Below are 22,475 nucleotides of genomic sequence, written 5' to 3'. Positions count from 1 at the left end.
GTGGGTTACCGGAAATTTGTGATCACTATTTTGGCCTGTTTATTTGGCCTGTCTGGCCTGTACATACGAGGGTAGTTTTATGGAGCAGCTGAATCATCTGGTGTTTTTGTGGATCAACGCGACGCCCGCTTCGCCGCACGCGCTGATCAGTCTGGCGGCTTTTCTGGCCAATGACCTGATTCTCATCGTCCCGCTTCTGATTGTCGGGCTCTGGCTTTGGGGTCAGCGCGACCAGATCGGCCAGCAACGTGAACTGGTCAGTAAAACCACTATTGCGCTGCTCTTTGCGATGACGACGGCCAAAACGCTCTCGATGCTTTTCCCTCACGCGCGCCCTTTCGTTGAAGGTTTTGGTTATAACTTCCTGCATCACGCGCCGGATGATTCTTTCCCGAGCGACCACGGCACGGCGATTTTCACTTTCGCGCTGTCATTCCTGTTCTGGCACCGCATCTGGTCCGGCGCGCTGCTGATGGTGACAGCCATCGCCATCGCCTGGTCACGTATTTATTTAGGCATTCACTGGCCGCTGGATATGCTGGGCGGATTACTGGTTGGCATGCTCGGTTGCCTGTTCGCCCAGCTGGTGTGGAACCTGTTTGGTGAGCAGATTAACGCGATGATGTGCAAAGTGTACCGTTTTGGATTCGCCTTCCCGATCAGGAAAGGCTGGGTGCAGAACTGATTTTCCGGCCGTTCAGGCATAAAAAAGCGAGGCTTTGTTGGCCTCGCTTTTTTTGCGTCAGATTTCAGGGGATAAGCCGCAGTTACTTGCCGAAAATGCTGCCAAACAGGCCGCTGATTTTCATCATCACGAAGTCCCAGATACGGCCAAAGAAGCCCGCTTCCTTCACTTCCTGCAACGCCACCAGCGGACGCTGTTCAATAACTTTGCCGTCCAGGCTGAAATCCACGGTTCCCACAACCTGATTCTTCGCCAGCGGCGCTTCAAGCTGCTTATTGGTCAGCGTGAAGCTGGCTTTCAGGTTTTTCAGCTGGCCTTTCGGCATCGTCAGTGAGGCATTTTCAGCCACACCCAGCGGAACCATTTTTTCATCACCAAACCAGACGCGCTGGCTGGTGAATGCATCGCCGGCTTTAATTGGCGTCAGCGTTTCAAAGAAACGGAAACCCCAGGTCAGCAGACTTTCGCTCTCGCTGAAACGGATACGGTCGCTCGGCGCGCCCATGACTACCGCAATCAAACGCATACCGGTAGAGTCGCTGGCGGAAGAGACCAGGTTATACCCCGCGCCGGACGTGAAGCCGGTTTTGATGCCGTCCACATTCAGATTCGAACTCCACAACAGGCGGTTACGGTTAATCTGTTTAATGTGGTTGAAGGTGAATTCTTTCTCTTTATGCAGCGCATATTCGTCCGGCGTATCGCGGATCAGCGCCTGCGACAGCAGCGCCATATCCGTTGCCGACGTGTATTGCCCGTCCGCATCCAGCCCGTGAACGGTTTTAAAATGCGTATTTTGCAGTTTCAGCTGTTCGCCGTAGCGGTTCATCAGATTCACGAAGGAATCCTGGCTACCCGCCACAAAATCGGCCAGCGCGATACTCGCGTCGTTACCCGACTGGATGACGATCCCTTTATTCAGCTCGGAAACCGGCACGCGGTCACCGGGTTTGAGGAACATCAGGGACGATCCGCGCAGCACCGGATTGCCGGTTGCCCAGGCATCGTTACCGACAGAAACCAGATCGTCGGATTTGATTTTGCCGGATTTAATGGCCTGCCCGACCACGTAGCTGACCATGATTTTACTCAGGCTGGCCGGGTCGAGGCGCGCGTCAGGATTCGATTCAGTCAGGATCTTCCCGCTGTTGTAATCCATTAGCACCCAGGATTTGGCATTAATCTGTGGTGCGACGGGGCCGTTGTCCGCCTGAGCGGCAGGAAGCGCCAGCAGCATTACTCCACCGCCCAGCGCGTAAATGAAAGTCCGTTTGAATTGGGAAGAAATTGTCATAGGTATCAGCGCTTTTGTCCGGGTAACTGAAATTTATCTTATCTTTCAAACAGATTGTACAACTCTGTCTGACGTAAAACCTACTGCGTTCTGGGTCTGGAATAAACCTAAATAGTGTAAAGATCTTAAGAATAGTAGAATTTTCCGCTGCTTGCGCTGATTCAACCGGCGATAAAAACAGCAGTCAGCACTTGACCAATTCATTCATGTGCGTCAGTTTGGGGTGCAGATTCATATAAAATATCTATAACAATAAACGGCTTAATCGCAACGGCGCTACAACGACGATGAACGAGCCGCAGGGGCAGAAATGGGACTGGTAATTAAGGCGCTGATCGGAGCGCTGGTCGTGATTTTAATCGGGGTGCTGTCCAAAACCCGAAACTATTATATCGCCGGGCTGGTCCCGCTCTTTCCTACGTTCGCCTTAATTGCTCACTACATCGTGGGCACGGAACGCAGCATTGAGGCACTGCGAACCACGATTGTCTTCGGCTTGTGGGCCGTCATTCCTTATATGGTGTACCTGATTTCGCTCTATTTTTTCATCGGCTCGATGAAACTGCCTTACGCCCTGCTCTGCGCCGTCGTTTGCTGGTCGCTGGCGGCGTGGCTGCTGATTAGCCTGTGGACGCGTTTTCACGCCTGACTTTTTATAACTGGGCAGTATTCAAATCGAAATCACGGATAAAGGCCTCGTTTTCCCGCACCAGTTCGTCACGGATAAAATCGACAAACTGACCGAGCGCCGCCGAACGCCTTTTACCGGCAGGTGATTGCAACTGCAACGTCCGCTGGCTCAGCTGTTCAATGTTCACCGGTTTGACCCGCAAATTATCGCGCCGGGCTTTATACATAATGGAAAAGTGGCTGCACGCGACAATCGCCCCCGGCGTCTGCACCATAAAATCGTAAAGCGTCGAAAAACGGTTACAGCTGACTGCGGGTTCCAGAAAAATTCCGCTCATCCGGCACGACAAATCAAACAGCTGGCGGATGGTGCTGCCCTGCTCGTTCATCGCCAGCGGGTACGGATGCAAATCTGTCAGCAGCACGTCCTTATCGGCCAGCGGATGATCCGGGCGCATCACCATGCGTACCGGCGCAGGGAAAGACGCCATGATGTCCACGCCGCGCTCCGCCACCAGACTGAACTGTAACGCGAGTTCCACTTCTCCGTTGTGGATCATTTCCGACACTTCCACCGCCGTGCCGACGTTGAGATAAAACATCACGCCCGGGTTTATCTTGCGAAACCGCGAGAACAGCTGCGGCAGTAAATCAAACGCCAGCCCGTCAGTGCAGGCCATGCGGATCACGGTTCGCCTCACGGCGTTCAGCCCCTGAATTTCCGCAATCGCGTGCTCCATTTCCATCATGCTTTTACGCACATGGTTTTCCAGAATCTGCCCGGCATCGTTGAGCACCATCCCGCGCGCATGACGTTCAAACAGCGGCGCGCCGATGCGTTCTTCCAGACGCTGGATCTGACGGCTGATGGCCGATACCGCCACAAATAATTGCTTACTCGCCGCGCTCAGGGAGCCGGTATTGGCCACCGCCAGAAAATAGCGAATCTCCGTACTTTGCATGACCGTATTGCCTCATAACTGTGCAGATGAGCATTACAATAAAAGCAACGCTAACTTGCAATTATTATTGTGGCAACGCTGACGTAGCGCTTAGAGTGAAACTGCTAAAAAAACCAACAATAAAATCACAAACACAACAAAAGCAGGATCCTCATGACAGCGGAAAATATCGTTGAACAGGCGTTAGCCTGGTTCGATCAGGGTGAATACCAGCGCACGCTGGCGCGCAGGGTGGCGATTGCCTCCGAAAGCCAGAGTAATCAGCGGGACGCCGAACTGGCGCGTTATCTCGATGAAGAGATTAAACCGGCACTCGCGGCGATGGGTTTCAGCCTGCTGAGCGTCGAAAATGCGTATGCCGCTAACCGACCGTTTTTGATCGCTACCCGCATTGAAGACGATGCGTTGCCCACAATCCTGAGTTACGGCCATGGCGACGTAGTGTTCGGCGACGATGAAAACTGGCGCAGCGACTTATCGCCGTGGGAACTGAAAGAAGACGGCGACCGCTGGTACGGACGTGGCAGCGCCGACAACAAAGGCCAGCACAGCATTAACATTGCCGCGCTGGAACAAATCTACCAGGCCCGCAGCGGGAGCCTCGGTTTTAACTGCAAACTGCTGTTCGAAATGGGTGAAGAAATCAGCTCACCGGGGCTGGCCGAACTTTGCCGTGAATATCAGGAACAGCTTAGCGCCGATATTTTCCTCGCCTCCGACGGCCCGCGCCTGAGCGCCGTGCGCCCGACGCTGTTCCTCGGTTCACGCGGTGCGGTGAATTTCCGTCTCACCATCAATGCCCGCGACAACGCCTATCACTCCGGAAACTGGGGCGGCCTGCTGACCAATCCGGGGACGCAGCTGGCAAACGCGCTGGCCTGTCTGGTGAATCAGCACGGCCAGTTGCAGGTTTCTGCGCTGAAACCGCCTGCGGTCAGTGACGCTATCCGCGAAATTCTCAGCGATGTGGACGTCGGCGATGGCAAAAACGATCCGAAGATTGACCTGAACTGGGGCGAGGAAGGTCTCACGCCTGCCGAGCGTCTCTATGCGTGGAATACGCTGGAAGTGCTGTCCTTCCTGACCGGCAATCCGCAGCGCCCGATGAACGCCATTCCCGGCTCCGCGACGGCGGTGTGTCAGCTGCGTTTTGTCGTCGGCACCGACTGGCAGAATCTTGCAGAGCACGTCCGTGCGCACCTGGATGCACACGGTTTCCCGCAGGTTGAGGTGGAATTTATGCGTGGCTCACCGGCCACCCGCTTCGACCCGACCGATCCTCTGGTGGACTGGGCGCTGAATATCATGCAAATAACAACCGGTAAAAAGCCGGCATTGCTGCCGAATCTCGGCGGTTCGCTGCCTAACGATGTCTTCGCCGATATTCTCTGTTTACCGACGTTATGGGTGCCGCACTCTTATCCGGCCTGCGGTCAGCACGGCGTGAATGAACACATGCTGATCCCCGTTGCGCGCGAAGGGCTGGCGATCATGACCCATCTGCTTTGGGATCTCGGTGAAAACGGTGCGTCCGTTCTGGCCCGTCACCACGCCCATACAGGAGGTGTGCAATGAGCCAGTTAAGCGCCAGTTCCGCTTCCGTCAGCACCACGGCTGAGAAACCGAGCCTGTTGAAAACCCTTTTTGCGACCTGTATCGGGAACGCGCTGGAGTGGTTTGATATCGCCATTTACGGCTTTTTCGCCAGCTACATTGCGCATGCCTATTTCCCGACGTCCGACCCGACCGTTTCACTGTTGCTGGCGTTCGGCAGCTTCGGGGTTTCATTCCTGATCCGGCCACTCGGCGCAATCGTTCTCGGTGCGTATGCCGACAAACACGGACGTAAAGCGTCGCTGCTGATGTCCATCAGCCTGATGATGATTGGCGGCTTAATCATTGTGCTCACACCGTCCTACGCCACTATCGGCATGGCCGCTCCGCTGCTGATCCTCGCGGCACGCCTGATTCAGGGCTTCTCGGCGGGTGGTGAGTTCGGCAGCTCAACGGCGTTTCTGGTTGAACATTTCCCCGAACGCAAAGCGTTTATCGCCAGCTGGCAGTTCGCCACGCAAGGTGCAAGTACCTTGCTGGCCTCGGCATTTGGCCTGGGGTTGTCTGCCATTCTGAGTGAAACGCAGTTGCAGGACTGGGGATGGCGCATTCCGTTTATTTTCGGTCTGCTGATTGGCCCGGTCGGTTTGTATATCCGCCGCCATATCAAAGAATCGGAAAGCTTCAGTAAAGCCGAGAAAACCGCGTCGCCGCTGAAAGAAATCGTGCGCTCGCAAAAAGGCCTGTTCTTTACGGCTATCGGCCTGATGGTGGTTTCCACCGCCATCAACTACATGCTGAACTATGTACCGACGTACGCCACAAAAACGTTGCATTTGCCTGCTTCCGCGGGCTTTAGCGCCACGTTATCGGCGGGGATTATCCTGACCGTCGTTACGCCGGTGATGGGGCTGTGGGCGGAGAAAATCGGTCGTCTGCCGCTGATGTGGGGCTCGCTTATCCTGCTGTTACTGACTATTTATCCGGCCTTCTGGCTGATGCTGCAATACACATCGGCGCTGTCCTTACTGCTGCTGATAAGCTGGCTGGCGTTGCTGAAATCGGTGTATTTCTCCACAGTGCCGTCGATGATGGCGGATTTGTTCCCGATCACCACCCGCGCCAGCGGCATGGCGATCAGCTACAACGTGGCGGTCACCGTGTTCGGCGGCTTTGCGCCGTTCATCTGTACGCTGCTGATTTCCGCCACCGGCAGCAGCCTGGCGCCAGGTTACTACCTGATGATGGTCGCCCTGCTCAGCGTCTGGGCACTGTTTAAAGCGCAGAAAACACAGCGCTGATTTTCCGTAATCCCATTTAGCGGCGGGGAAACCTGTCGCTGAGTGTTACGCTTAACCCTTCGCAAAACCCCTTCACCTGCCCTATAGTCATTGCCATTGTGCTGGCTAACGTTCTGTTTATTTACCCTTTTCAAATGAGGAGTTCTGAATGATCACCCTGTGGGGCCGCGATAACTCAACGAATGTGAAAAAAGTCCTGTGGTTACTGGATGAACTGAAACTGCCTTTTCAGCAAATTAACGCCGGGGGCGCTTATGGTAAAAATCATGAGCCACTTTATCTGTCACTCAATCCGAACGGACTGGTGCCTTGCCTGCAGGATGATGATTTTGTCTTATGGGAATCGAATGCCATTTTGCGTTATCTCGCCGAACGCGCAGGCAATGAAGCATTCTGGCCTTCTGATCTGCGGGCTCGCGCAAGCGCGGATAAATGGCTGGACTGGACCGCAAACACCCTGACTATTCCTTTCCGTCAGGTCTTTCTGACGCTGGTTCGCGTTCCCGAACCGGAGCGTGATATGAATCTGGTGGCGACAGGCATGGAGGCATTTGAAAAACACTGGGCGATTGTCGACAAGGTGCTGGCGCAGCAGGCATGGTTATCTGGCGAACATTTCGGGCTCGGGGACATCCCGCTGGCGATCTACGCCTACGCCTGGTACGGGCTGAATATTGAACGTCAGGCCCATCCGAATGTAGAGCGCTGGTATAAGCAAATCACCCAGCGCCCGGATTTCCAGAAACGCGTGATGATCCCGCTAACATAGACTTAAACATAAAAGGCGTGCCGCAACGACACGCCTTTTTTAGCATCCGGCAGTTACTGGCCCGGCGACACCTTCAGCAGTTTCCCGTCACTTTCATCCGTCAGCACATAAACAAAACCGTCCGGCCCGACCTGTACTTCGCGAATACGCTCATTGCGGTCGCTTAGCAGACGTTCTTCATGGGTAATTTTTTCGCCGTCTACGGTCAGACGGATCAGCGATTTCCCGGCCAGCGCGCCCGCAAACAGCGAGTTTTTCCACTGCGGGAATTTCTGCGCGTTATAAAATGCCATGCCGCTCAGCGCCGGAGAAATTGCCCAGTAATAAATCGGATCTTCAGCGCCCGCCAGCGTGGTGCCTTTCGCTTCCGGGATAGGCTGCCCGGAATAGTTAATCCCAAACGTCGCCAGCGGCCAGCCGTAATTTTTTCCCGCTTTCAGCAGGTTCACCTCGTCCCCGCCGCGCGGCCCGTGCTCCGTTTCCCATAACGCACCGCTCCACGGATTCACCGCCAGCCCCTGCGGATTGCGGTTGCCGTAAGTCCAGATCTCCGGCTTCGCGTTTTTGTCACCTGCAAACGGATTATCCTGCGGAATGCCACCTTCCGGCGTCAGACGCAAAATCTTGCCTTGCAGCTGATTCAGGTGCTGAGCGTTGAGGCGCTGATTATTATCCCCGACTGACAGGAAAATATTGCCCTGCGCATCGAAAGCCATGCGCCCGCCCAGATTAATGCCGCTTTCCAGCGCCGGTTGCTGCACAAAAATCACTTTAAAATCCGTCAGACTTTGCTTGTCTGCCGACAACGTGCCATAGCCGAGCGCCGCGTGAGGCTCGCCCTTTTCACCCGGCTGCGCGAAAGAGAGATAAACCCGGCGGTTGTTCGCAAAATCCGGCGACAGGCGCACATCCCACAGCCCCGCCTGCCCGCTGACCCACACGCGCGGCACGCCTTTGAGCGGCGCGGAAAGTGCCTGGTCTGGCTGCCACAGACGCAGCTGGCCGCTGCGCTCAGTAATCAGCGCCCCTTGCGACTGCGGCAGAAATGCCAGCGACCACGGGTGATCCAGACCTTTCGCCAGTTCGGTGACCTCCGCGCGGGCAATCGCAAAGGGAACTGGCGATTTCGGTGCGGCAAATGCGTTCTCCGCCAGAAGTGAGGTTGAGAAAATGAATAAAGCGGCAGCGCGGAAAGAATATGACATCAGGCTTCTCCCGGAGACGTTGATCAGCGTTGAATGTTCAGTTTAGGCCATGTACCTGATTTTGCTCAGCGCCACTCAGCGTTCTATAACCAACAGGAATAACGCCAGCCGGAAATATACTATCAACAAAGCATTCCCTACTTCTTAACATACCGGTAGACTGCGTTGTCACAATGGACGTCCAGACAGACGGACTTCCAAACATCCTCAATTTGGTCCGTTCTTTTTGTTCCGAATTTTTATGCCAAAAAACACCTGTGAAACACACATCGCACCCGACGACGGAGTTGTTAAATAATGAAAAAAATATCCGCATCCCTGCTGGCGCTTAGCCTGTTCTCCGCCCTGCCCGCGTTTGCCGCAGATGCCCAGCTGGCACCGGTTCCGGCTGCGATTGCACAACACAACGGCCCGGTGCGCATTGCCGTTATCCGTAACCTCGGCTCCGATGACAACACCACGCAATTTCTCGCGGGAGCCATCAAGCAAGGCCATGCGCTGGGCTTTAAAGTCGATACATTCCTGAGTAACGGCGACGACGCCAAGTTTCAGGATTTCGTGAATCAGGCCATCAGCCAGAAATACGACGGAATAATCCTGTCGCAGGGCCGTGGACCGTATTCCGAAGCGCTGGCAAAACGCATTGCCGCCGCGGGCATTGCGGTTTCAGCGTTTGATACCGAAGTCCCGGATACCATTGCGGGCGTCACCGTCACCCGTCAGGACGACGCGTCTCTGGCGAAAGCCTCCGTCGGCCAGCTGGTTAAAGATTTCAACGGCAAAGCCAACATCATCAAACTGTGGGTGGCCGGGTTCCCGCCAATGGAACGCCGCCAGAAAACTTACGAAGCCATCCTGAAAGAGAACCCGGGCATTCACCAGCTTGAGTCTATCGGCGCGGTTTCTTCAGACGTTCAGGGCGACACCGCCAACAAAGTCGGGGCGATTCTGGCGAAGTATCCGAAAGGCCAGATTGATGCCATCTGGGGTTCCTGGGATGCCTTCAGCCAGGGGGCTTACAAAGCGCTGAAAGAAAATGGCCGGACTGAAATCAAACTCTACAGCATTGATGCCTCGAATCAGGATCTGCAACTGATGCGCGAGAAAGGCAGCCCTTGGTTGTTCACGGCGGCGGTGGATACGCAGCTGATCGGCGCAGTAAACCTGCGTATTGTGGCGCTGAAAATTGCTGGTGAAAAAACGCCGCAGACTTATGAATTCCCGGCGCAGACGATTCCGCAATCCCTGCTGGTCAGCCAGCCGGATGGCCTGAACGTCAGCGGCCTGAGCAAAATCATTCCGGGCTGGGGGAAATCAGAAGATTTCACCGCGCCATGGTTTGCCACGCTGGAAGCAAAATACAAAAAGTAATTGCCTCAGACCTCCCGGAAACGGGAGGTTATTTCATCACTTATCCCCTCAGTGCATCTCCGTTTCCCCCCTGCGATCACAGAAATAAAGAAACATAATTTCAGAATTAAAAATCTCAATAGCCGCAACCGCTTACAACCGTTAAAACCTGTACTCTCCCTTTTCATATGGACATTGAAGCAATGAGTACAGAAATCCTTTCGGTCAAGGAAAAGATTGGATATGGATTAGGCGACGCCGCCAGTCATATCATTTTTGATAATGTCATGCTGTACATGATGTTTTTCTACACCGACATTTTCGGTATTCCCGCCGGATACGTCGGCACCATGTTCCTGCTGGCCCGCGCACTCGATGCTATCTCTGACCCCTGCATGGGATTGCTGGCTGACCGCACCCGCACACGTTGGGGCAAGTTCCGCCCTTACGTCCTGTTCGGCGCGATCCCTTTCGGCATCGTCTGCGTCTTCACCTACACCACGCCGGAACTGAGCATGACCGGCAAAATGATCTACGCCGCCATCACTTACACGCTGCTCACGCTGATGTATACCGTGGTCAACATTCCGTATTGCGCACTCGGCGGTGTGATTACCTCGAACCCGACACAGCGTATTTCGCTGCAATCCTACCGCTTCGTGCTGGCGACGGCGGGCGGCATGCTGAGCACCGTGCTGATGATGCCGCTGGTAAAACTCATTGGCGGCGAAAATCAGGCGCTGGGTTATCAGGGCGGCATTGCCGTACTGGCGATTGTCGCGGCCATCATGCTGGCAATCTGTTTTGCCACGACCAAAGAGCGTATCGATCCGGGCAAACCGACCGGCACCATGCGCGAGGATTTGCGCGACATCTGGCATAACGATCAATGGCGTATTGTGGGACTGCTGACCATCCTTAACATCATCGCCGTGGCGGTACGCGGCGGCGCCATGATGTATTACGTCACCTATATTCTCGGCAATCCGCTGCTGTTCGTCTGGTTCCTCGGCGTCTATTCCGTCGGCAATCTGTTCGGCAGCGCACTCGCCAAACCGCTCACCGACTGGAAATGCAAAGTGAGCGTGTTTTGGTGGACCAACGCTATTCTTGCCGTACTCAGCGTCGCTATGTTCTTCCTGCCGGTTCATGGCAGCATCGCGATGTTTGCGTTCATCTTTGTTATCGGTGTACTGCATCAGCTGGTGACGCCAATTCAGTGGGTCATGATGTCCGACACCGTGGATTACGGTGAATGGAACGACGGCAAACGCCTGACCGGCATCAGCTTTGCGGGGACCTTATTTGTACTCAAACTCGGTCTGGCATTGGCGGGCGCGATGATCGGCTGGATGCTGGCCGGTGCCGGTTATCAGTCCGGTGCTGCCACGCAGAACGCGACCACGCTGGCCTGCATCGTCGCGCTGTTCACGCTGGTGCCCGCCGCCTGTTACCTGCTGAGCGCGATCATCTGCAAGCGTTATTACATCCTGCGCACGCCGCTGCTGCGCCGCATCCTTGACGAAGTTGCGCAAGGCATCCGCCGCAATCAGCAAGAATTTATGAAATGACATTTTTTGACTTAACGGAATATGCCCCAAATCATTCGTGCTGAATCAAGGCGACAGCTGCCAACGCACAGTCAGTGCGAAGGATGAAGGGCAAAAGGAGGACACAATGAAGATAAGTGACGGCAACTGGTTGATACAAGAGGGTTTAGTTTTAACGCACCCTTTACAGGTATTCGAAGTTCAGCGCGCCGGAAACGAAATGGTGATTTACGCGGCGCCGAAAGACGCCTCTGAGCGCGCCAGCCAGCTCGATTCCCCGCTGTTTACGCTGCGTTTTTTCTCGCCGCAAACCGGTGTGATTGGCGTACGCATTACCCATTTTGACGGCGAAACGGACAAGGGCCCGCATTATCCGCTAATCCAATCCGACACACCGGAGCTGCGCTTTGAAGACAATGCGGAATTCGCTGCATTGCACAGCGGTTCGCTGAGCGTCCGCGTGACCAAAGGCGATAACTGGACGCTCGATTTCCTGCGCGATGGCCGCCGAATTACCGGCAGCGTAGCGAAATCCAACGGTTACGTGCAGGACAACAAATCGCACAAAACCTACATGATGGAGCGGTTGGATCTGGGTGTCGGCGAAACGGTTTACGGGCTGGGAGAACGCTTCACCGCGCTGGTTAAAAACGGGCAAACCGTCGAAACCTGGAACCGCGACGGCGGCACCAGCACCGAGCAATCCTACAAAAACATTCCGTTCTATTTGACAAACCGCGGCTACGGTGTGCTGGTGAACCATCCGGAAAGCGTGTCGTTTGAAGTCGGTTCCGAGAAAGTGTCGAAAGTGCAGTTCAGCGTGGAAGGCGAATACCTCGAATATTTCGTCATCGACGGTCCGACGCCGAAAAAAGTACTCGACCGTTATACGCGCCTGACCGGCCGCCCTGCGCTGCCGCCCGCCTGGTCATTTGGCCTGTGGCTGACCACATCCTTCACCACCAATTACGACGAAGCAACGGTCAACAGCTTTATCGACGGCATGGCCGAACGCAATCTGCCGCTGCACGTTTTCCATTTCGACTGCTTCTGGATGAAAGCTTTCCAGTGGTGCGATTTTGAATGGGATCCGCAAACTTTCCCGGATCCTCAGGGCATGTTGCAGCGCCTGAAAGCACGCGGTCTGAAAATCTGCGTGTGGATAAACCCGTACATCGGGCAGAAATCTCCGCTGTTCCACGAAGGCAAAGAGAAAGGGTATCTGCTCAAACGTCCGGACGGCCGCGTATGGCAGTGGGATAAATGGCAGGCCGGGATGGGCATTGTCGATTTCACCAATCCGCAGGCCTGCGAATGGTACGCCGGACACCTGAAACGGCTGGTGGATATGGGCGTGGATTGCTTCAAGACAGACTTCGGCGAGCGCATTCCTACAGATGTGGTCTGGCACGACGGCTGCGACCCGCAGAAAATGCACAACCATTACGCGTTTGTGTACAACAAGCTGGTGTACGAAACGTTGCAGGATAAACTCGGCGCATCCGAAGCTGTGTTGTTTGCCCGTTCGGCCTCCGTGGGCGCGCAGCAATTCCCGGTTCACTGGGGCGGCGACTGTTACGCCACTTACGAATCCATGGCGGAAAGCCTGCGCGGTGGCCTGTCCATCGGGTTGTCCGGGTTCGGGTTCTGGAGCCACGACATCGGCGGTTTCGAAAACACCGCACCGGCGCATATCTACAAACGCTGGTGCGCCTTCGGCCTGCTGTCGAGCCACAGCCGCCTGCATGGCAGTAAATCCTATCGTGTACCCTGGGTTTATGACGACGAAGCCTGCGATGTGGTGCGCCAGTTCACGCAACTGAAGTGCCGCCTGATGCCCTATCTGTATCCGGCCTCAGTGCAGGCCGCTAAAAGCGGAACGCCAGTCATGCGCGCCATGATGCTGGAATTCCCGGAAGATCCGGCCTGCGATTATCTCGACCGGCAATACATGCTCGGCGATAACCTGCTGGTCGCGCCAGTCTTCAGTGAACAAGGCGACGTGGATTTTTATCTGCCTCAGGGCCGCTGGACGCACCTGCTCAGCAACGAGGTGGCACAAGGTTCACGCTGGCACCGTCAGCAGCATGGCTTCGACAGCCTGCCACTGTACGTCCGCCCGAACACGTTACTGGCGACAGGCAGCAACAGTGAAAAACCGGATTACGACTACAGCGAGCGTCCGGAATTCCATCTGTTCGAGCTGGAAGATGGCGCAATTGCTGAGAGCCGTCTGACCGACCTGCATGGGAATGTGGTCTTTACGCTGAACGCACACCGCAGCGGTAATACGCTGACGCTGACCACGGAAGGCCAGGCAACCGGCTGGACGTTGTGCCTGCGCAATATTCACAGCGTCTCGAAATGCAGTCTGGCGACCACTTCGGCGACAGCGCAAGGAATACGCGTGACGCCGGAACACGACAGCCATCAGTTTGTTATTGTTTTATAAATGACGTTATAAAAACCGTCGTATCAGCCTTAATACACAGCCCCGTCGCGAGTTCAGCGCGGGGCTTTTTTCTGGCTTTAGCACTCTGATTTATACGTCCTGATAGACGCTTTCGCCGTGAATACTGCGGTACTCTTTCGGTGTCATTTCATAGCCTTTCCTGAATACTGAATAGAAATATTGCAGTGACGGATACCCGCACATTTGCGAGATCTCATTGATGGAAATCGACGTGGCGGCCAGAAGGTTACGGGCGCGGTCGAGCTTTTCTTCGTGGATCACGCCGTGAATGGTTTGCCCGGTTTCATCTTTAAAACGCTTCTCCAGGTTAGATCGTGACATGCCGATAGCGTCCAGAACCTGCTCGACTTTGATGCCTTTACAAGCGTGATAACGGATGTAATGCATCGCCTGAATCACCGCCGGATCCCGCAAAGAGCGGAAATCCGTTGAACGACGTTCGACGACTTTGACCGGAGGAACCAGAATGCGCTGCAACGGCAGGTCGCGCTGATCCAGCAACTGATGCAGAAGTTTTGCCGCGCGATAGCCCATCTGCCGCGTGCCCTGCACCACGGAAGACAACGCCACGCGGGAAAGATAGCGGGTTAATTCCTCGTTATCGATTCCAATGACGCTGAGCTTTTCAGGCACGGGAATATTCAGATGTTCACAGACCTGCAATAAATGCCGGGCGCGGGCGTCGGTGACGGCGATAATGCCGGTTTGCTGCGGCAGCGTTTGTATCCAGTCCGCCAGCCGGTTTTGCGCGTGCTGCCAGTTCTCCGGTGCGGTTTCCATTCCCTGATACACCACGCCCTGATATTGCTCGGCTGATACCAGTTTCCTGAAAGCAAATTCGCGCTCCTGCGCCCAGCGTTTTCCGCCCGCATCGGGCAAGCCGTAAAAGGCAAAACGGTTGATGCCCTTCTCTTTCAGGTGCATAAACGCGGCTTCGACCAGCGCGTGGTTATCGGTCGCGATGTAGTGAACCGGCGGGTAATCTTCTTCCCGATGATAAGACCCGCCGACACCGACAATCGGCACGTTAAGATCTTCGAGCAGGGTTTCAATTTCGCGGTCATCAAAGTCTGCGATGACACCGTCGCCCAGCCAGTCTTTAATGTTGTCGATACGGCAGCGAAAATCCTCTTCAATGAAGATATCCCAGTCGCTTTGCGAGGCCTGCAAATATTCGCCAACGCCTTCCACAACCTGACGGTCGTAAACTTTGTTCGCGTTAAATAACAGCGTGATCCGATAGCGTTTCTCAAACATGCCTGTTTCTCACCGATGATCAAATAGGCTAAAGCCCTGTTCAAATGCGCGCATGAACAGGGCGGGTTACATGGGTCTGGTGGTCAATAGCACAACGCCGGTTCTGCGTGGCGTTGGCAATCATAATATGTGAAGCTCCTCGGAGTTTTGTGAGTGACTGTCCGTAAACGTACGATTTACCGGCGGTGTTATGCGCGGCGCTTAGTCGCAGAATCCATCCACACCGCCAGCAGTAAAATCGCGCCTTTGACGATGTACTGCCAGAACGTCGGGACATCGAGCATGCTCATGCCGTTATCGAGCGATGCCATGATAAACGCGCCCATCACCGCACCGGCTACGCTGCCGACACCCCCGGCCAGGCTGGTGCCGCCAATGACACAGGCCGCAATCGCATCAAGCTCAGCAATGTTACCTGCAGATGGCGAACCTGCGCCCAGACGTGAGCTCAGAATTAACCCGGCAATCGCCACCATCAGGCCGTTGATGGCAAATACCGCCAGCTTACTGCGCTCGACGTTAACACCCGACAGTCTGGCGGCTTCGATGTTGCCGCCAATAGCATAAATACGGCGGCCAAAGGACGTGCGCGATGCCATGAACATTCCGCCGAGCATCAGCGCCACCAGAATCAGCACCGGCGTCGGTACGCCGCGATAATCGTTGAGCAGATAAATCGCGCCCAGCGCAATAATTGCAGTCAGCGCCTGACGGGTGACGTGGCTTTTCGCCGCCGTGACCGGCAGGCCGAGCGCAGCACGCTGGTTACGGCGGCGCCATTGCCAGCCGATAAACAACGCTAAAGCAACTGCGCCGATGCCAAAGCCGAAGGAATCGGGCAGATAACTCTGGCCGATTAAGGACATCGCCGGCGTGGTCGGTGCAACCGTCGTCCCGCTGGTGATCCCAATCAGAATGCCACGAAACGCCAGCATTCCGGCGAGGGTTACGATAAACGAAGGCACTTTGCGGTAAGCCACCCACCAGCCGTTCCATGCACCCAGTAGCAGTCCCAGTGCCAGCGTGACGATAATGGTCACCGGTAACGGCCAGCCTAACCAGACGTCAAAAATGGCCGCTGCGCCACCGAGCAGGCCCATCATCGAACCGACGGACAAATCGATTTCGGCAGAGATAATCACAAAGACCATGCCCACAGCCAAAATGCCGGTGATGGCGGTCTGGCGCAGCAGGTTGGAAATGTTACGCGCACTGATATACGCGCCATCAGTTGTCAGGCTGAAAAAAACGATGATCACTGCGATGGCCGCCAGCATGACAAAAACCTGAAGGTTGATGCTCTTCAGCTTAGGTACAGACAATGCACGGCCGTTTTCACCCTCGCCCGCCGCAGCGGATGGGTTTCCCGGTTGGGGAAATTTAGACATGAGCTTCACTCCTCAGGGCAGCTTCCATAACCTGTTCCTGACTTAAGTTATTGTTATCCAGACAGGCCTTTACCTGCCCGAGATGCATAACCACTATGCGGTCGCTGAGCCCCAGCACTTCGGGTAATTCGGAGGAAATGACAATAATCGCCATCCCCTGTGCCGCCAGTTGGGCAATCAGTTTGTAGATTTCATGTTTCGCCCCGACGTCGATGCCGCGCGTCGGCTCGTCGAGAATTAAGATTTTGGGTTTGAGTAACAGGCAACGGGCAAGAATGGCTTTTTGCTGATTACCGCCGCTGAGACGACCAATCGCCAGCTCAGGCGAGGACGTTTTAATCTTGAGCTGTCTGACCGATTCGCTGATGGTGTGCTGTTCCTGCGCTTCGCGCAGCACACCACCGCCGCTGAACTGGTCTAATGCCGCCAGCGTGATATTGCTGCCCACCGCCATTACCGGCACAATGCCGTCGCGTTTGCGATCTTCCGGCACCATCGCCAGGCCACGGCGCATGGCGTCACGGCAACCGCTGATTTCCACCTTCTCTCCGCCAAGCCAGATATCCCCGTTCCAGCGTCCCGGATACACTCCGAATAAACACTCCATCGTTTCTGTTCTCCCGGCCCCGACCAGCCCGGCCACGCCCAGCACCTCGCCTTTATGCAGGGTAAATCCGGCGTTATCGACGCGTTTGATGTGGCGGTTTACCGGATGCCAGGCCGTGAGATTTTCGATGCGGAGCACTTCCTCGCCAATCTGGCGTTCACGGGGAGGAAACAGCTCGGTCAGCTCACGCCCTACCATCATCGAAATAATGTCTTTTTCCGACGTGCTGGCAGCCTCACAGGTCGCAATGTGCCGACCGTCGCGGATCACACACAGCTTGTCCGAAATGGCTTTGACCTCATTGAGCTTGTGCGAAATATAAATACAGGCGATATCGTGATGCCTCAGGTCGCGGATAATATCGAGAAGCACGGCCGTTTCGCTTTCGGTAAGCGACGCGGTCGGTTCATCCAGCACCAGCAAACGCACCTGTTTGTTCAGCGCTTTGGCGATTTCCACCAGTTGACGCTGACCCAGGCCGAGTTCACCCACCGGCGTATGCGGGTCGATATCCAGCTTCACCTGCGCCAGCATGCGCTGGCAGCGCAAATACATATTGTCAGTATCAAGCATTCCGTAACGGCCCCACTCGTTACCCAGAAACATGTTTTCCAGCACGCTGAGTTGTTTCACCAGCGCCAGCTCCTGATGAATAATCGCAATCCCTTTTTGTTCGGTATCGCGTATCCCTTTTGCGGTCAGACGCTCCCCTGCGAAATAAATTTCCCCTTCATACGTGCCGCCGGGATAAATACCGCATAACACTTTCATTAATGTGGATTTACCGGATCCATTCTCTCCGCACAGTGATAACACTTCCCCGGCCGATAACGTCAGGCTGATATTATCTACGGCTTTGACCGCGCCAAATTTCTTGGTGATATTGCGCATATCCAGCAGGGCTGATTTTTCATATTTCTCTGGCATAGTATTTTATCCTGATAAAAACAACACGCCGCAAAGACGTGTTGTTTTCATAGAAAATATTGAAAAATTAAAGGTCGGATTTTTTATGGAATCCGTCAGCCACCACGGTACTTTCGATATTATTTTTATCGACCTGAATCGGTGTTAATAAATAAGAAGGAACTTCTTTTTTCCCGTTATTTAACGTGGCGTTAGATTTTGGTGTTTCCCCCTTGCCTAACTGAACAGCAATTTCCGCCGCATCGTTGGCCAGTTTTGTGATGGGTTTATACACCGTCATGGTCTGTGTGCCAGCTTCGATACGTTTGATAGCGGCCAGATCCGCGTCCTGCCCGGAAATGGCAACTTTGCCCGCCAGACCCTGTGCGGATAAGGCCTGAACCGCACCGCCCGCCGTGGCATCGTTGGACGCCACAACCGCATCAATCTTGTTGTTATTGGCTGTCAGCGCGTTTTCCATGATCTTCAGCGCATTCTCCGGTAGCCAGCCGTCGGCCCACTGATCGCCGACCACTTTGATCTTTCCGTCTTTGATTAACGGATTCAGCACTTTCATTTGCCCTGCGCGGAACAGCTTGGCGTTGTTATCCACTGGCGAGCCGCCCATCAGGAAGTAATTACCCTGCGGCACGCGGTCTACCAGGCTTTGCGCCTGAAGCTCGCCCACTTTTTCGTTATCAAACGAGATATAAAAATCGATATCGGCGTTGTTGATCATGCGGTCATAGGCCAGCACTTTGATGCCTTCACGCCTGGCTTCGGCTATCACGTTGCTCAGCACTTCACCGTTATAAGGAATGATGACCAGCACATCGACGCCCCGGTTAATCATATTCTCGATCTGCGCCATCTGTGTTTCTTCATTGCCATTAGCAGACTGAACAAAAACATCCGCGCCCAGCGTTTTGGCTTTAGCCACGAAAATATCGCGGTCTTTTTGCCAGCGCTCTAAACGTAAGTCATCAATTGCCATACCAATTTTAATTTCTTTCGCGAGCCCTGACTGGCTGAACAATACTAAAGCGGCACAGGCAGAAAGAATTATTTTATTCATTTTCATCATGTCAGACCTTTTATAAGAATAAGAAGCGGCAGATACAGAGAAACTCGTACAGAAATGACCCAAAGATTGTTGACGCTGGGTTATTAATCGGCAATTGCAGATTTTAATCACTGCGTTATGTTTTTTTGTTTATTCTCGGAATTATGATGGGGATCATGGTTTGATTGTAATAAACACAACATAAGTGCAATTATTCTCGAGGCATCATGGAGAACGAATAAAAACGCTAAACAGAACGGCTTATTTATGCGATCTGACGCACACTTAATAATTCTATTAATTTGAGTGTGAAATAACGTAATTGTGAGAAGCGCCGTCAACTCCGAAGATAGAAGCTCAGCCTCCCAGTCCCGCTGGGCCCGTTTTCAAGGAGTTATTCAATGCACGCATATTTCGACAAGCTCGACGCCGTTCGCTACGAAGGTGCTAACAGCACTAACCCGCTGGCATTCCGTCATTACAACCCTGAAGAAGTGATCCTCGGCAAAACCATGGCTGAGCATCTGCGTTTTGCGGCGTGTTACTGGCACACATTCTGCTGGAATGGTAACGATATGTTCGGCGTGGGCGCTTTTGACCGCCCGTGGCAGCAACCCGGTGATGCGCTGGAACTGGCAAAACGTAAAGCCGACGTGGCTTTCGAATTCTTCAAAAAACTGAACGTCCCTTACTACTGCTTCCACGATGTCGATGTCTCGCCGGAAGGCGCAACGGTCAAAGAATACATTAATAACTTCGCTATCATGACCGACGTTCTGGCGCAAAAACAGGAATCCAGCGGCGTAAAACTTTTGTGGGGCACGGCTAACTGCTTCACCAATCCCCGCTACGGTGCGGGTGCGGCCACCAATCCCAATCCGGAAATCTACAGCTGGGCAGCCACACAGGTGGTTCACGCGATGAACGCCACCCAACAACTGGGCGGCGAAAATTACGTGTTGTGGGGTGGCCGTGAAGGTTACGAAACCCTGCTCAATACTGACCTGCGCCAGGAACGCGAACAGCTTGGCCGCTTCATGCAAATGGTCGTTGAACACAAGCACAAAATCGGTTTTCATGGCACGTTGCTTATCGAACCAAAACCGCAGGAACCGACCAAACATCAGTACGATTATGACGTGGCTTCTGTATACGGTTTCCTGAAACAATTTGGGCTGGAAAAAGAGATCAAAGTGAACATCGAAGCTAACCACGCCACGCTGGCGGGTCATTCCTTCCATCATGAGATTGCCAATGCGATTGCGCTGGGGATCTTCGGTTCCGTGGATGCCAACCGCGGCGACCCGCAGTGCGGCTGGGATACCGACCAGTTCCCGAACAGCGTCGAAGAAAACGCGCTGGTGATGTATGAAATCATTAAAGCGGGCGGCTTCACCACCGGCGGCCTGAACTTCGATTCCAAAGTACGTCGTCAGAGCACCGACAAATATGACCTGTTCTACGGTCATATCGGCGGCATGGACACCATGGCGCTGGCGCTTAAAGTCGCCGCGCGCATGATTGAAAGCCGCGAGCTGGATAAACACGTCGCACAGCGTTACGCGGGCTGGAACACCGAGTTCGGTCAGCAGATCCTGCAAGGTAAAATGTCGCTGGAGTCCCTGAGCCACTACGCGCAGCAACATGCGTTAGCGCCTCAGCATCAGAGCGGCCAGCAGGAACGTCTCGAAAATCTGGTTAACCGTTATCTGTTTGGTTAATTTACCAGGATGGAAAACGCCCTGCTGCCCGAGGTTTGCAGGGCATGGAACGTTCAGGAAACGGGTTAACCCATCAACCTTCTCCCGCGCGCCCATGTTGTCATCACCGCCCTGCGTGTAGCAGGAAAAAGGAAAATGTATGTATCTTGGTCTGGATCTGGGCACCTCTGGCGTGAAAGCCATTTTACTCAGCGAAGAAGGTCAGGTTGTTGCCAGCCACAGTGAGGCGTTAACCCTTTCCCGTCCGCACCCGTTATGGTCTGAACAAAATCCTGCCGACTGGTGGGCCGCAACGGATAAAGCGGTGACTGCGCTTGCCAAAACACACGCGCTCAAAGACGTCAAAGCCCTCGGGCTGACCGGCCAGATGCACGGTGCCACTGTGCTTGATGCTCATCAGCAGGTTTTACGCCCGGCGATTTTATGGAACGATGGCCGCAGCTCCAGCCAGTGCGAAACACTGGAAAAAAACGTCCCCGATTCGCGCCAGATCACCGGCAACCTGATGATGCCGGGTTTTACCGCGCCGAAGCTGCTTTGGCTGCGTGAGAATGAACCTGAATTATTTGCGAAAATCGATAAGGTTTTATTACCCAAAGATTATCTGCGCTGGCTGATGACCGGCGTTTTCGCCAGCGATATGTCAGACGCGGCGGGCACAATGTGGCTGGACGTCGCAAAACGCGACTGGAGCGAAACGTTGCTGGCCGCCACCGGCCTCACGCGTGATCATATGCCCGCGCTGTTTGAAGGCAATCAGATCACCGGCCACTTGTTACCGGAACTCGCGTCACGCTGGAAAATGGATTCCGTACCGGTGATTGCGGGCGGTGGCGATAACGCGGCGGGCGCGGTGGGCGTCGGCCTCTATAAAACCGGGCAAGCCATGTTATCGCTGGGCACATCCGGCGTTTACTTCGCGGTCAGCGACGGTTTTCTCAGTAATCCGCAGCAGGCCGTCCACAGTTTCTGCCATGCCCTGCCCGATACCTGGCACCTGATGTCCGTGATGCTCAGCGCCGCGTCCTGTCTGGATTGGGCAGCAAAACTCACCGGCACCGCCTCCGTGGGTGAACTTATCAGCCTCGCCGAAAAAACGCCCCCTGCCGCTTCCCCGGTCTGGTTCCTGCCGTATCTTTCCGGTGAGCGCACACCGCACAACAACCCGAATGCCAAAGGCACGCTGTTTGGCCTGACGCATGAGCACGGCCAGTCGGATATCGCCCGCGCCGTACTGGAAGGCGTCGGTTTTGCACTGGCCGACGGCATGGATGTGCTTCACGCCGCCGGCCTGAAACCGCACAGCATCATCCTGATTGGCGGCGGCGCGCGCAGCCCTTACTGGCGGCAGATGCTGGCAGACATCAGCGGTGAAACGCTGGAGTACCGCACCGGCGGGGATGTCGGCCCGGCACTGGGGGCAGCGAGACTGGCGCAGATCGCCGTGAATGCCCGTAAACCGCTGGCAGAGTTTTTACCACCGCTGCCGCTGGAGCAGGTTCATGAGCCGGACATGGCTAAGCACACAGATTATCTCGCGCGACGCGAAGTCTTCAGGGAGTTGTATGTGAGGCTTGAGGGGCTGATGTGATGGTAGATTGACCATCGTGGCAATTCGTAGCTGACCGAGAATATTTCGGTTTTTCAATTGCGGTGTTCACTCAGCGGTTCGCGCCGAAACCGACCAGAGGTGGAAAACCGCGTATTTTTTCGCGCGGTTTGTAATCCGAATGGAAGGAACCGCGCAGCGGCGGGATTTT

At 54.7% G+C, this 22,475-nt stretch carries 17 protein-coding genes; 10 read left to right on the top strand and 7 right to left on the bottom strand.

Annotated features, from left to right (window positions below; translation table 11 throughout):
- The first annotated feature begins 79 nt into the window (after nt 1-79).
- Nucleotides 80-685, top strand: coding sequence for an undecaprenyl-diphosphate phosphatase (gene ybjG, locus J1782_RS19025; RefSeq protein ID WP_152326947.1), 606 nt, complete (start codon nt 80-82; stop codon nt 683-685).
- A gap of 82 nt (nt 686-767) precedes the next feature.
- On the opposite strand, the gene J1782_RS19020 is transcribed toward ybjG, so the two are convergent.
- Nucleotides 768-1,979 carry a serine hydrolase gene (locus tag J1782_RS19020; RefSeq protein WP_152326946.1) on the bottom strand — a complete coding sequence of 404 codons (1,212 nt, stop codon included), beginning with the start codon at nt 1,977-1,979 and terminating at the stop codon, nt 768-770.
- Nucleotides 1,980-2,289: 310 nt separating this feature from the next.
- Here J1782_RS19020 and J1782_RS19015 point away from each other — a divergent pair, with 310 nt between their 5' ends.
- Nucleotides 2,290-2,628, top strand: a complete 339-nt coding sequence (locus J1782_RS19015; protein WP_152326945.1) for a GlpM family protein — start codon at nt 2,290-2,292, stop codon at nt 2,626-2,628.
- A gap of 4 nt (nt 2,629-2,632) precedes the next feature.
- On the opposite strand, the gene J1782_RS19010 is transcribed toward J1782_RS19015, so the two are convergent.
- A complete protein-coding gene (locus J1782_RS19010; RefSeq protein ID WP_152326944.1) occupies nt 2,633-3,571 on the bottom strand; it encodes a LysR family transcriptional regulator in 939 nt (312 codons plus the stop codon).
- 153 nt (nt 3,572-3,724) lie between these two features.
- Here J1782_RS19010 and J1782_RS19005 point away from each other — a divergent pair, with 153 nt between their 5' ends.
- The 3 genes from J1782_RS19005 to J1782_RS18995 all read left to right on the top strand — a co-directional run bounded on the left by J1782_RS19005 (nt 3,725) and on the right by J1782_RS18995 (nt 7,195).
- A complete protein-coding gene (locus tag J1782_RS19005; protein WP_217153739.1) occupies nt 3,725-5,146 on the top strand; it encodes a M20 family metallopeptidase in 1,422 nt (473 codons plus the stop codon).
- Nucleotides 5,143-6,426, top strand: coding sequence for an MFS transporter (locus tag J1782_RS19000; RefSeq protein ID WP_152326942.1), 1,284 nt, complete (start codon nt 5,143-5,145; stop codon nt 6,424-6,426). The genes J1782_RS19005 and J1782_RS19000 overlap by 4 nt, the downstream gene beginning before the upstream one ends.
- A gap of 148 nt (nt 6,427-6,574) precedes the next feature.
- Entirely contained in the window at nt 6,575-7,195 is a 621-nt protein-coding gene (locus J1782_RS18995) for a glutathione S-transferase family protein (protein ID WP_152326941.1), read from the top strand.
- Between the two features lie 53 nt (nt 7,196-7,248).
- Here J1782_RS18995 and J1782_RS18990 read toward each other — a convergent pair whose 3' ends face one another.
- Entirely contained in the window at nt 7,249-8,400 is a 1,152-nt protein-coding gene (locus tag J1782_RS18990) for a PQQ-dependent sugar dehydrogenase (protein WP_217153738.1), read from the bottom strand.
- A 297-nt stretch (nt 8,401-8,697) separates the two neighbouring features.
- On the opposite strand from J1782_RS18990, the gene J1782_RS18985 reads away from it, so the two are divergent.
- From J1782_RS18985 to yicI, 3 genes are all read left to right on the top strand, one after another.
- Entirely contained in the window at nt 8,698-9,771 is a 1,074-nt protein-coding gene (locus J1782_RS18985; protein WP_165057910.1) for a sugar ABC transporter substrate-binding protein, read from the top strand.
- Between the two features lie 182 nt (nt 9,772-9,953).
- Entirely contained in the window at nt 9,954-11,321 is a 1,368-nt protein-coding gene (locus J1782_RS18980) for a glycoside-pentoside-hexuronide family transporter (protein ID WP_217153737.1), read from the top strand.
- 106 nt (nt 11,322-11,427) lie between these two features.
- Nucleotides 11,428-13,752 (top strand): alpha-xylosidase, encoded by a 2,325-nt coding sequence (yicI, locus tag J1782_RS18975; protein ID WP_217153736.1) that lies wholly within the window; start codon nt 11,428-11,430, stop codon nt 13,750-13,752.
- Nucleotides 13,753-13,842: 90 nt separating this feature from the next.
- On the opposite strand, the gene xylR is transcribed toward yicI, so the two are convergent.
- The 4 genes from xylR to xylF all read right to left on the bottom strand — a co-directional run bounded on the left by xylR (nt 13,843) and on the right by xylF (nt 19,012).
- Nucleotides 13,843-15,030: a D-xylose utilization transcriptional activator XylR gene (xylR, locus tag J1782_RS18970; RefSeq protein WP_152326936.1), complete on the bottom strand. Its 1,188-nt coding sequence runs from the start codon at nt 15,028-15,030 to the stop codon at nt 13,843-13,845.
- A gap of 188 nt (nt 15,031-15,218) precedes the next feature.
- Complete coding sequence (gene xylH / locus J1782_RS18965; RefSeq protein WP_152326935.1) at nt 15,219-16,418, bottom strand: xylose ABC transporter permease XylH; 1,200 nt, start codon at nt 16,416-16,418, stop codon at nt 15,219-15,221.
- Complete coding sequence (locus J1782_RS18960; protein ID WP_165057914.1) at nt 16,411-17,952, bottom strand: xylose ABC transporter ATP-binding protein; 1,542 nt, start codon at nt 17,950-17,952, stop codon at nt 16,411-16,413. The genes xylH and J1782_RS18960 overlap by 8 nt, the downstream gene beginning before the upstream one ends.
- A 67-nt stretch (nt 17,953-18,019) precedes the next feature.
- Nucleotides 18,020-19,012: a D-xylose ABC transporter substrate-binding protein gene (gene xylF / locus J1782_RS18955; RefSeq protein ID WP_152327189.1), complete on the bottom strand. Its 993-nt coding sequence runs from the start codon at nt 19,010-19,012 to the stop codon at nt 18,020-18,022.
- A gap of 383 nt (nt 19,013-19,395) precedes the next feature.
- Between xylF and xylA the strand changes: the two genes are divergently transcribed.
- A complete protein-coding gene (gene xylA / locus J1782_RS18950) occupies nt 19,396-20,715 on the top strand; it encodes a xylose isomerase (RefSeq protein WP_217153735.1) in 1,320 nt (439 codons plus the stop codon).
- Between the two features lie 139 nt (nt 20,716-20,854).
- Nucleotides 20,855-22,306 carry a xylulokinase gene (gene xylB, locus J1782_RS18945; RefSeq protein WP_217153734.1) on the top strand — a complete coding sequence of 484 codons (1,452 nt, stop codon included), beginning with the start codon at nt 20,855-20,857 and terminating at the stop codon, nt 22,304-22,306.
- Nucleotides 22,307-22,475 lie beyond the last annotated feature (169 nt).

This window comes from Rahnella sp. BCC 1045, assembly GCF_019049615.1.
Classification (GTDB): domain Bacteria; phylum Pseudomonadota; class Gammaproteobacteria; order Enterobacterales; family Enterobacteriaceae; genus Rahnella; species Rahnella contaminans.
The sequence above is the reverse complement of the archived record's forward strand: the minus strand, read 5'-3'. Positions and strand labels throughout refer to the sequence as shown.